Raw genomic sequence first — 11,219 nt, forward strand, 5'->3', positions numbered from 1 at the left:
ACACGGTCCTCACCACGGGCTTCGCACCGGTCACTTCCCGGTCGCGCGATGGCTACAATGCGTATCGGGACGGTCACTCCTCGCTCTCCGGTCGTGGCCGCCCGGGGCGAGTGACCGGGGGAGTGGTGAGTACGCGGTACGAGTTCAAGGTCCTGGGGCCCCTCGAAGTCCTGCGCGACGGGCGGCCGGTGCGCATCGACGCGGCCAAGGTCCGGCTGCTGCTGGCGGCCCTGCTCGCCCAGGCCAACCAGGTGGTCACCGTGGAGACGCTGGTGAACCGGCTGTGGGGCGAGCATCCGCCGGGCCGTGCGCGCAACACGCTGCAGAACTACGTCCTGCGCCTGCGCCGCGCGCTCGGCTGTCCGCCGGGCGGTGCGCCCGTCCTCACCCGCCCCCACGGTTACGTGATCGAAGCCGCGCCGGACGCTCTGGACCTGCACCGTTTCACCACCCTGGTCCGCCAGGGCCGTACGGCCCTCGAAGAAGGCGCGGCGGTGCGCGCGGCTCCCCTGCTGCGAGAGGCCCTGGAGCTGTGGCGGGGGGACCCGCTGTCCGACCTGCCCGCACACCTCCTCCAGGGCGTCGTACCGGCGCTGTCCGAACAACGCCTGGACGCATGGGAGTTGCGGATCGACGCGGACCTGGCCCTCGGCCGGGCCGCCGACGTACTCCCGGAACTGAGGGGCCTGGTCGAGGAGTACCCGCTGCGCGAGCACTTCTGGGCCCAGCGGATGCTCGCGCTGTTCCATTGCGGGCGACAGGGTGAGGCGCTGGAGAGCTACCGCACGGTCACCGCGTTGCTCGCCGCCGAGCTGGGTGTCGCGCCCGGGACCGGACTGAGGCAGGTCCACCGGCGGCTGCTGACCGCCGCCCCACTCCTGGAGGAGACGCGGGGAGCGAAGGCGGCTCCGCCGCCCCGGGAGGGCGATCTGCCGGTCGAGATGACGACGTTCGTCGGCCGCGAGACCCAGGTGGCAGAGGTGCGGAGTCTGTTGGGGGCCGCCCGGATCGTCACCCTCACCGGAGCGGGCGGTGTCGGCAAGACGAGGCTCGCGCTGCGGGTCGCCGCGGAGGTCGCGCCTTCCTTCGCCGACGGTGTCCGGCTCGCGGACCTCGCCCCGCTGAGTGACGCGGACCTCCTCGACCGGGCCGTCTCCGAGGCGCTCGGACTACGGGACCAGTCCGCGCGGCCCGCCGCGGACGCCGTCGTCAGCCATGTGCGCGACCGGTGCCTGCTGCTCGTCCTGGACAACTGCGAGCACCTGGTGGAGCACGTCGCCGCGCTCGTGCTGAAGCTGGCACGCGCGGCACCCGGGCTGCGCGTACTGGCCACCAGTCGGCAGCGTCTGGGAGTGCCCGGAGAACACGTGCTGACGGTGCCGTCGCTCACCCTGCCCGACGCGGACGGCACCGCTCGCCCGGAGAACGAGGCCGGGGCCGAGGACCCGCTGCTCCGCTCCGAGGCCGTGAGGCTGCTCGTGGACCGTGCCGCCGGCTCCGCCCCGGCCTTCCGGCTCACCGCCCGCAACCGTGAGGCGGTCGCCCAGCTGTGCCGGCGGCTCGACGGCATGCCGCTCGCCGTCGAACTCGCGGCGGTACGGCTGAACTCGATGACGGCCGAAGAGATGCTGGAGCGCCTCGATGACAGGTTCCGCCTACTGTCCGTGCCGCAGCCGCGCACGTCGGCCCGCTACAGCCATACCCTGCGCGGCGTCGTCGACTGGAGCTACGACCTGTGCACCGAAGGGGAACGGCGGCTCTGGAACCGGCTGTCCGTGTTCTCCGGCGGCTTCGACCTGGAGGCGGCGGAAACGGTCTGCGCGGGCGAGGGCGTGGCGCGCGAGGACGTGCTCGACCTGCTGGCCGGGCTGGTGGACAAGTCGATCGTGGTGGTCAACAGCTCGGGTGACCGCGCCCGGTACACCTTGCTGGAGACCATCCGCCAGTACGGCCGGCAGCGGCTCGAGGAAGAAGGCGGTACGACACGGCTGCGGGTCCGGCACAGTGACTTCTACCGGATGACGGCGGTACGGGCCGGCCGGGAATGGTGCGGGCCGCGTGAGGTCGACTGGCTGATCCGGTTGCGCACCGAACTGCCCAACCTGCGGGCCGCCCTGACCTACTGTGCGACCCGGCAGGACCGGATCGGGGCCGGTGTCGAGATCGCCGTGAACCTGGCCCGCACCCGGTGCTGGTTCTTCAGCAGCACGCTGGGGGAGGGGCGTCACTGGCTGGAACGCCTGCTGGCCCCCGGCCCGGACGGGGCACGCGCACCGGTGGTGCCGGACGCGTCGGGTACCGCGGCCGAGGGGGCACCGCCGCTGGTCGTCGGGGCGCTGGTGATGAAGGCGTGGATCGCGCTCTGCCAGGGCGACAACCCGGCGGCCGAGGTCTTCCTGGCCGAATGCCGTGCCGCGGCCCGGGAGCTGCCGGACGGCCCGCCGGCGGCGCCGGTGACGTACATCGAGGGAGCGCACGCGATGCTCGTACGGGGCGACCCGGCCGGCATCGCGCTGCTGGCCGAGGCGCGGGACGGGTTCCGCGCCGTCGGACAGGAGGGCGACGCCCACATGGCGACGATGCTGTGGGCCATGGCGGAGGCGTTCTTCGGTGATCGCCCCTCGGCCTGCGCGGCTCGTGACGTGTACGTCGCCGAGGCCGAGGCGAGCGCGGCCGAATGGGCCCGCACCTGGGCCCGGTGGTGCACGGGGCTCGTGGAGCTGCGACACGGCGAAGCGGAGGGTGCCCTGGCCCCCTTGCACGAGGCGCTGGCGCGGCAAAGGGCCATCGGGGACAGCTGGGGACCGGTGTGGGGCCTGGAGACACTCGCCTGGGCGGTGGCGGCCACCGGCGACTGCACCCGGGCGGCGTGGCTCCTGGGCGCCGCCCACCGCCTGCGGCAGGACACGGGGGTGGCGTTGATCGGTCTGCGCCCCTTCCACGAGGCGCACGTCGCTGCCGAAGGGCGGGTGCGCGCATCCCTGGACGCCGACGCGTACCGGACGGCATGGTCCCGGGGCGCGTCCGCCGAGGACGGTCTGCGACTCGCGCTGGACGAGGGGGCGTTCGGGGGGTGACGCGGGCGATCGTCCTGCGGGACCTGCCTTCCTGTCCGCTTGCGGCGGGTACCTGAAGCCGGGCCCGGTCTTTCCGCGGGGCGGTGTGTGTCACGGGGGCCTTTCGGGCGGTTCGGTTCAGAGGTAGGGCTTGGTGATCATTTCGATGGCGTGGCCGGCGGGGTCGTTGAAGTAGACACCGCGGCCGCCGTGCTCGGTGTTGGTCTCGCCGGGCCGTGTCATCTGGGGATCGGCCCAGTGCTCGGTGCCGTCCGCCCGGAGGCGGGCGTAGGCCCGGTCGAACAGGTCGTCGTCGACCAGGAACGCGTAGTGGTGCATCTGGATCCGGTCGACGCCGGGCAGCTCGGCGAACTGCAGCAGTACGCCTTCGTCGAGCTGGACGTTGGTGAACGGGCCCCACGACGGCGCCTCGGGGAGTTCGAACAGTTCGCGGAAGAACCGGGCCGACTCCTCGCGGTCGTCGGCGGGGATGATCGTGTGGTTGAACGTCACGGGCAAGGTGAACTCCTCTGTCAGGAAAGCGTGTTCGGGGCGATACGGGCGAGGGCGCCGGTCTCCAGTGCCGTCCACACGGCGCCGTCGGGGCCGAGGGTGATGCCGTGCGGCTCCGAGCCGGACGTGGGCAGGTCGTGCACCTCGATCACGCCCTCGGTGGTGATGGAGCCGACGCGGTTGCCGCCCCACTCGGTGAACCACAGGGCGCCGTCGGTGCCCGCAGTGATGGCGTGCGGCCGGCCGGCGCGGTCGGGCAGCGGGAACTCGGTGACCTCGCCCTCGGGGGTGACGCGGCCGATGTGGCCGGCGGCGATCGCGACGTACCAGACGGCGCCGTCGGGACCGAGGGTGATGCCGACCGGTGCGGCGGCCGCGGTGGGCAGCGGGTGGACGGTGACCGTGCCGTCGGTGCCGATCCGGCCGATCGCGTCGGCCTGGTTCATGGTGAACCACATCCCGCCGTCCGGTCCCGCGGTGATCGCGGACGGGAACGTGCCGGTGGCCGGGAGCGGGAACTCGGTGACCTCACCGTCGGTGGTGACACGGCCGATGCGGTCGGCGGTGGTCTCGGTGAACCACAGCGCCCCGTCGGGCCCCGCCGCGATGCCGAACGGCCCGCATTCCGCGGTGGGCAGCGGGAACTCCGTGACGGCGCCGTCGGTGGTGATCCGGCCGATGCGGTGTGCCTTGTACTCGGTGAACCACAGGGCGCCGTCCGGCCCGGTGGTGATGACCGTCGGCCCGCAGTCCGGGTCGAGCCGGTGGCTCTCCGGTTCGGCGCCGGGCACGAGCCGGCCGATCCGGCCGCTGTGGACCAGCGTGTACCACAGCGCGCCGTCCGGGCCGGTGGTGATCGCGTACGGTCCGCCGCCGCCGGACACGGGGTGTTCCACGATCGACACGTCTGTCATGCGGTCACCTGACCGTGGTCGGCGGCGATGCGGGCGATGTCGGCCGGGGTGCCGGCCATGATGGTGCGGGCGTGTTCGGTGACCAGCCCGACCGGCCAGTCCCACCAGGCGGCCCGCAGGAGCCGGTCGACGTCGGCGTCGTCGAACCGCCGCCGGATCGGGCGGGCCGGGTTGCCGCCGACGATCGTGTACGGCGGTACGTCCGCGGTGACGACCGCGCCGGCGGCGATGATGGCGCCGTCGCCGATGCGTACGCCGGGCATGACGGTGGACCGGTGGCCGAACCAGACGTCGTTGCCGACCACGGTGTCGCCCCGGCTCGGCATGCCGGTGACGATGTCGAGGGTCCGCTCGGCCCACTCGCCGCCGAACATGGTGAACGGGAAGGTGGACACGCCCATCGTCGGGTGGTCGGCGCCCGCCATCAGGAACCGGGTGCCCGCGGCGATGGCGCAGTACTTGCCGATGACGAGCCGCTCCGGGCCGTAGGCGTAGAGCACATTGCGGTACTCGAAGTCGGTGGCGCCTTCCGGGTCGTCGTAGTAGGTGTACTCGCCCACGACGATCTTCGGTGAGCCGACCAGCGGTTTGAGGAACACCACCCGGTCATGTGCCGGCAGCGGGTGGAGGGTCATCGGATCGGGTGTCAACTTCCAGCTCCTGGTGAAGTGGTGTCTGCGGGGACGGGGTCGAGGAAGCCGTATACGCGACGCAGGCGGCCCTGCTCGGTGACCATGACGGCAAGCCCGACGATCACCGGAGGGCCGCCGTCCGGCGCCAGCTCCCACGCGAGGCGTGCCACGTCGTGGTGGCCGTCGACCTTCCCGGCCGGCCGGTACACCAGGCCGGGGAACTGCCGCTGGGCCGTGGCCACCACGTCCTCGATGGCGTCGCGGCCCTCGGCCGCCACGATCGGATCGACGTAGCCGGCGTCGTCGGTCCAGAGCTCGTCGACGAGCGCCCGGCGCCTGGCCGGATCGCGCTCGTTCCAGCTCGCCAGGTACCGCCTGGCCAGCTCGTCGAAGCCGGACATCGTCGATCTCCCTCCGCCGTCGTGCCCTGTTCCACCACGCTACGGCCGGGAGCCGGGGGCGGAATCCGTCACGCCCCGGTCATCCGGTCCGGGAATCCCGGTCGGCTTAAGTACTCTCGCCAGGTGTTGCACGGACGGAGTCACGAGATATCAGTCATCGACCGCTTGCTGGCGGACTGCCGGACCGGTCGCAGCGGTTGCCTGCTCATCACCGGGGAGCCGGGCATGGGCAAGACCGCGCTGATGGAGTACGCGGCGTCGGCGGCCGACGGGCTGCGGGTCCTGCGCGGCACCGCGATCGAGTCCGAGGCCCATCTGCCGTTCGCCGGCCTGCACCTGCTGCTGCGACCCGCTCTCGACCGGACCGACGCCCTCCCCGCACCGCAGGCGCGTGCCCTGCGCGGGGCCTTCGGCCTCGCCCCGGCCGAACCGGGCGACCGTATGCTCGTCGGTCTCGCCGTCCTCTCCCTCCTCGCCGAATTCGCCGACGGCGGGCCCGTCCTGTGCCTCGTCGACGACGCGCAGTGGCTGGACCGGGCGTCGGCCGAGGCCCTGCTGTTCGCCGCGCGGCGGCTCGACGCCGAGGGCACGGCGCTCATCATCACCGCCCGGACCGGCTTCGACGCCCCCGGACTCGCCCCCATGCCGCTGACGGGGCTCGACGCGCCCGCCGCCGCCGGACTGCTGGCCGAGCACGCCGCCACGCTGTCCCCCGCCAACCGGTACCGGGTACTGGCCGAAGCCCAGGGCAACCCGCTCGCCCTCCTCGAACTGCCGGTCGCTCTCGCCGCCGGCCGGCCGGTCGCCGTCGGCCAGGCCCTGCCCATGACCGACACGGTCCAGGCGGCGTTCCTCCACCGGGTACGGCGGCTGCCCGAGCCGAGCAGGCACCTGCTGCTCGTCGCGGCCGCCGAGGACACCGGTGACCGCGACGTCGTCCTGCGCGCGGCCGCCCCTCTCGGCTGCCGCCCCACGGACCTGGTGCCCGCGGAAACGGCGGGGCTGCTCCGGGTGGACAACCACACCGTGCGCTTCCGCCACCCCCTCGTGCGGTCGGCCGTCTACCAGGCGGCGCCGGTCAGCCTCCGCCTCGTGGTGCACACGGCCCTCGCCGAAGCCCTCCACCGGCCGGAGGACGCCGACCGGCGCGCCTGGCACCACGCCGTGGTGGCCACCGGCCCCGACGAGCAGGTGGCCGCGGAACTGGAGGGCACCGCCCGACGGGCCACCGAACGAAGCGGATACGCCGCCGCGGCGGCGGCCTACGAACGGGCCGCACAGCTGACGGAGCCCGGCACGGACCGGGCCCGCCGACTCGTGCTGGCGGCGGAGGCGATCGCCGAGGAAGGCGACATCGACCGCATGGTGGAGCTCGCCCGGCACGGCGCCGCGAGCACCGACGACCCGGCCCTGACCGTGCGCGCCATCCGGGTCCGCGCCGCCGCGGCGTTCCACCACGGCTTGCTCCGCACGGCCCGCCGGTCGCTGACCGAGGCGGCCGAGCTGACCCGGGCCGACGACCCGGCGCTGGCCGCCCACATGATGCTCGACGCGGTGCACGCCGCCTGGTACCTCGGGAAGGACGAGATCGCGGACACCGCGGACCGGCTGGACTCCCTGCCGTTGCCGCCCGACGATCCGCTCACCCACGTGGCCCGTCTGCTGACCTGGGTGGTGCGGTCCGCGACCGGCCAGGGGGACCGGGATCCCGAGACCCTCACACGACGCGTCGCGGCCGCCGAACGGACCGGATTCGGCGGCCCGCACGACACGATCCTGGTCGGAGCCACCAGTCTCCAGGCCGTCGGCCGGGACACCGAGGCACACCGGGTGGCCGGCGAGCTCCTCGCCCAGTGCCGTGACCGTGGACGGATCGGCCGGACGCCGCCCGTGCTGGCGTGTGTCGCCCGCTCGTCGGCCTTCCTCGGCCGTCACACCGACGCCCGGGACGAGGCGACCGAGGCGCTGCACATCGCCCAGGAGCTCGGACACCGGCAGTGGACCGCCGAGATCAGCGGCGTGCTGGCCTACCTGGCCGCGGTGGCGGGCGACGAGCGACGCTGCCATGCCTTCGCCGACGACGCGCTCGCCGCGCCGGAGCCCGGCGCGGCCCCGCCCGGCATGTCCTGGGCACACTGGGCACTGGCCCTGCTCGACCTCGGCCACGCCCGATGGGAGTCCGCCCGCACCCGTCTGGCCGCCCTGCACACCGGACCCGTGAGCCATCAGCTTCCCGGCCTGCGCAGCATTCCCGACCTGGTCGAGGCGGCGGTGCGGCTCGGCCGGCCGGCCGACGCCCGTGAGCCGCTCGCACGGCTCACGGACTGGGCGCACGACGCCGCGCAGCCGTGGATCGACGCGCACGTCCAACGCTGCCGCGCGCTGCTCGCGCCGGAGGCGGACGCCGCGGAGCTGTACCGGGCCGCGTTGCGGCTGCACCCCGACGACCGGCAGTTCGAACGCGCGCGAACCGCTCTCCTCTACGGCGAATGGCTGCGCCGCACGCGCCGCAAGTCCGAGGCCAGGACCCAACTCCGCGACGCGTTCGAGACCTTCCGGAGGCTCGGCGCCACGCCCTGGGCGGAACGGGCCCGCGCCGAGCTCGACGCGACCGGCGAAGTCGTGTCCGCGCCCGAGGACGCGGGCGGAGCCCTGTCCGTGCTCACCTCGCAGGAACGGAAGATCATCCGGCTGGCCGCACGCGGCCTGTCCAACCGGGACATCGCCGCGCAGCTCTTCCTCAGCCCGCGCACCGTCGGGTACCACCTCTACAAGGCGTTCCCCAAACTCGGCGTCACCGCACGGACCGAACTCGCCGCCCTCACCCTCACCGATGCCGCACCATGACGCCATCCCTGGCCCTGGCATCGTCCTTCGGCGCAGCCCTCCTCGACTCCGTTACCGGGCCCCTCCGTCGACCCTCGCGAGCGATCGGGGTCCCTGGGCGGTTCCGGCGGGCCGGGGCGGCTCCGGTTCGTCTCCGGAGCCGCCCCGGCCGTCAGAGGCGGGTCAGTTGGCGTCCACCAGGTGGTGCGGGGGGACCGTCACCGTACGGGCGCCCTTCTCGCCGCCCAGGACGACCTCCCGCAGCGCGCTGTTGTTGCTGTGGTCGGTCTCCTTGAGCCGGTTCTCCGGGTTGGCGAGGACCTGGATGTAGTACGTGCCGTTCGGCAGGTCCGTGATGTCGAAGGACTGGCCGGGCAGGTCCTGGGTGTAGGTGTCACCGGAGCCGACGTCGAGCGCCTCGCGGACGGAGATGGAGTTCTCCTGGCCGCACGCGGTGGACAGGTCCGTGTTGTCCGGGTGCCAGTCGGCGTTCTTCACCGTGTAGTCGACGGCGTCGGTGTTGGCCAGGCAGAATGCCTCCTTGCCGCTGCGCACCGTCTCCTTCTGGTCGGCCGTCAGCAGCCGGTAACTGGCGAAGTCCAGGAAGTGCCAGTGCTCGTGGCCGGGACGCGGGTCCCACTCCATGCCGCCGGTCGGGGTGTATCCGACCTGCTTGCCGTCGGCGTCGTAGAAGTACTGGTAGGCGTCCATCACCTCCTTGCCCGGGGAGCGGAAGCCGTCCACGACGAGCTTGGCCGGACCCGCGTTCCACACGTTGGCGCTGAAGGCGAGGTAGTCCTTGCCGGGCACCTCCTCGTAGCCGTCGCTGACGGTGATGCCGAACGCGGGCAGCGAGCGCAGGTCGGGCTTCGGCACGTCGGGAACGGACGCCTTGCCTGCGGGCCGCTTCGCGTTGGGCTGGGCGCCCGGTGCCTGCCGCGAACCGTCGGTCTGCCCGGTACTGTCACCGACCTCGGCGGTGGCGAGGGCCTGCCGCCCCAGGGACTTCCTCTTCAGCGCCCACGGCAGGGCGGGCGGAGCCGACGGATAGGGTCCGTGGCCGGCGTTGTACGAGGGGCCGGCGCCGCTCGTCACGGCGCCGGGGGCCGGGGTGTCCGCGGCGGCCCCGTGCTGCGCGTGCGCCCCGTGCTGCGCGTGCGCGTCGTGCTGCGCGTGGGCGCTGTGCCCGGAGGCGGTGGTCTTCGCCGAGCTGCGGGCGCCGGCACTCTCCTCTTCTTCCCAACTCCGCTCGCGGACGACCACCTTGACGGTCTGCGGCTTGTCGGCGATGCCGAAGAGATCACGGTACTTCTTGGCCACGTTGATCTCGGCGGTGTAGGTGCCGGCGTCCAGCTGGGCCGCCTCGGTGTAGTGCCCCGAGTAGGTGTTGGACGCCCAGCCGTTCTCGACGCCCCACACCGAACCGAGGGTGAAGGGGTTCGTCGGACAGCTCTCCGGATACTTCGAGTTGGCGGGGGCGTCCGGCCGGACCCGCCCCGAGGCGTTGTTGGGGCAGAACGCCTCGGTCTTCTCCAGCACCGTCGAGCCGGCCGCGTCGGTGAGGGTGATCTGCGTGAAGTCCGGCAGGCCGGCGAAGTCGTTCACGAGCCCGGCGGGGAGCGTTTTGATCCGGGTCTTCTTCCCGTTCCGGAGGATCTGCTGGGCGACGACCGGGTCCTTGTAGGACTTCCGGGTCACCTTGAGCTCGAAGGCGCCGTTCTCGGAGGTGAGGTACGTCCCGAGGTCGAGATAGACCCCGGGATCCTCCTTCCAGGAGTCGAGCGTGACGGAGGTGGACGCGGCGATCAGGCTGAGCTTCGGCGTCGGCTCCTCGGACTTCGCGTCGGGCGCGGCGGCGACGACGCCCGCGACCACGGCGATGGCCGCGGCGACGGCGAGGGAGGGGCGGGTCAGGCGGCTGGGGCGGCCCTTTGGGAGTCTGGTCATCAGTCCTCGTGCTTCCGGCTTTTGAGTGCGTCATGGAACGTGGACGATCAGCACGACCCCAACTGGCTTGCGGAGCCGCGGTGTTCGGATCATGAGAGGCCGCTGGGCACCCTCCGGGTTGTCTCTGCTCACCCGGACGGCCCCCAGTTTGTCCGAAAAGCGCTTACCGGCTGCCGGACTTGGCTTACGTCCATGCGGAGTCCACCTGGAACAGGGCCGGGAACATCCAGCACATGGCGTGCGTGGATCGCGCCGGAGACGTACGCCGCGGAGCCGTACCGGGCCGCCCGGACGCCACGACGGTACGGGTTCCGGCTCGCGTCCGGCTCGGTTCCGTCGCCGCCGAGACGCGTTTTTACGTTGCCAACCGGTGTGCCCGAGTGGACAGTTGATAACTCCAGCACCGCGTTCGCACCTGAAGGGCAGCAGAGATGAGAGTGACACTGGCCGTCGACGCCGGGGACGCGGCCGGGGCTTTGGACGATCTCTATGCGTGGCTTCGCCAGGACCCGGATCTGCGCGTGCTCGTCCGCCGGGAGGTTTCCGCCACGCCGCCGAGCGGGGCCATGGGCGCGCTGGGGGAGTTGGTCTCGCTGCTGCTGGCTCCCGGCGGTCCGACGGCGGCGCTGGGGGCGGCCGTCGTGGTGTGGCTGCAGGGCCGTCGGGGCACTCAGACCGTCACCCTCAGCCTGCCGGACGGTACCCAGGTCGTGGTCTCCTCGGAGAAGGTGCGCGGCCTGACCGCCGAAGGCGCCAGTGAGCTGGCCGAACAGGTCGCCGCGGCGCTCCGGCAGGACCGGCACCCACCGGCGGCGCAGGGAACGCAGGGAACGCAGAGGCCGCGGGAAACACAAGGCGTCCAGGAGACACGGGGCACGGCGGAGGACGACGGCCGCGTCGGTCCCTCGCGAGACGCGGGCTGACCATGGC

At 72.8% G+C, this 11,219-nt stretch carries 8 protein-coding genes; 3 read left to right on the forward strand and 5 right to left on the reverse strand.

The window, feature by feature from the left end; translation table 11 throughout:
• Positions 1-125: 125 nt before the first annotated feature.
• On the forward strand, positions 126-3,077 hold the full coding sequence (locus KUM38_RS10770) for a BTAD domain-containing putative transcriptional regulator (protein ID WP_217129087.1): 2,952 nt from the start codon (positions 126-128) through the stop codon (positions 3,075-3,077).
• 117 nt (positions 3,078-3,194) lie between these two features.
• On the opposite strand, the gene KUM38_RS10775 is transcribed toward KUM38_RS10770, so the two are convergent.
• Genes KUM38_RS10775 through KUM38_RS10790 form a run of 4 tightly spaced genes read right to left on the reverse strand, consistent with a single transcriptional unit; the run spans position 3,195 to position 5,516 of the window.
• A complete protein-coding gene (locus tag KUM38_RS10775; protein WP_217129088.1) occupies positions 3,195-3,575 on the reverse strand; it encodes a VOC family protein in 381 nt (126 codons plus the stop codon).
• Positions 3,576-3,589: 14 nt separating this feature from the next.
• Positions 3,590-4,483: a virginiamycin B lyase gene (locus KUM38_RS10780; RefSeq protein ID WP_217129089.1), complete on the reverse strand. Its 894-nt coding sequence runs from the start codon at positions 4,481-4,483 to the stop codon at positions 3,590-3,592.
• Complete coding sequence (locus tag KUM38_RS10785) at positions 4,480-5,133, reverse strand: CatB-related O-acetyltransferase (protein ID WP_254396981.1); 654 nt, start codon at positions 5,131-5,133, stop codon at positions 4,480-4,482. Before KUM38_RS10785 ends, KUM38_RS10780 begins: the two co-directional genes overlap by 4 nt.
• Complete coding sequence (locus KUM38_RS10790) at positions 5,130-5,516, reverse strand: nuclear transport factor 2 family protein (RefSeq protein WP_217129090.1); 387 nt, start codon at positions 5,514-5,516, stop codon at positions 5,130-5,132. The genes KUM38_RS10785 and KUM38_RS10790 overlap by 4 nt, the downstream gene beginning before the upstream one ends.
• 123 nt (positions 5,517-5,639) lie before the next feature.
• Here KUM38_RS10790 and KUM38_RS10795 point away from each other — a divergent pair, with 123 nt between their 5' ends.
• Complete coding sequence (locus KUM38_RS10795; protein WP_217129091.1) at positions 5,640-8,363, forward strand: AAA family ATPase; 2,724 nt, start codon at positions 5,640-5,642, stop codon at positions 8,361-8,363.
• Positions 8,364-8,525: 162 nt separating this feature from the next.
• On the opposite strand, the gene KUM38_RS10800 is transcribed toward KUM38_RS10795, so the two are convergent.
• Positions 8,526-10,289, reverse strand: a complete 1,764-nt coding sequence (locus tag KUM38_RS10800) for a lysyl oxidase family protein (RefSeq protein ID WP_217129092.1) — start codon at positions 10,287-10,289, stop codon at positions 8,526-8,528.
• Positions 10,290-10,720: 431 nt separating this feature from the next.
• Here KUM38_RS10800 and KUM38_RS10805 point away from each other — a divergent pair, with 431 nt between their 5' ends.
• Positions 10,721-11,212 (forward strand): hypothetical protein, encoded by a 492-nt coding sequence (locus KUM38_RS10805; RefSeq protein ID WP_217129093.1) that lies wholly within the window; start codon positions 10,721-10,723, stop codon positions 11,210-11,212.
• The last annotated feature ends 7 nt before the right edge of the window (positions 11,213-11,219 follow it).

It is taken from the genome of Streptomyces sp. AC558_RSS880 (assembly GCF_019049255.1).
Taxonomy (GTDB): domain Bacteria; phylum Actinomycetota; class Actinomycetes; order Streptomycetales; family Streptomycetaceae; genus Streptomyces.

Coding starts and splice junctions, on each gene's coding strand:
- KUM38_RS10805 (WP_217129093.1), top strand. CDS start 10,721: ATGAGAGTGACACTGGCCGTCGACGCCGGGGACGCGGCCGGGGCTTTG.
- KUM38_RS10800 (WP_217129092.1), bottom strand. CDS start 10,289: ATGACCAGACTCCCAAAGGGCCGCCCCAGCCGCCTGACCCGCCCCTCC.
- KUM38_RS10780 (WP_217129089.1), bottom strand. CDS start 4,483: ATGACAGACGTGTCGATCGTGGAACACCCCGTGTCCGGCGGCGGCGGA.
- KUM38_RS10790 (WP_217129090.1), bottom strand. CDS start 5,516: ATGTCCGGCTTCGACGAGCTGGCCAGGCGGTACCTGGCGAGCTGGAAC.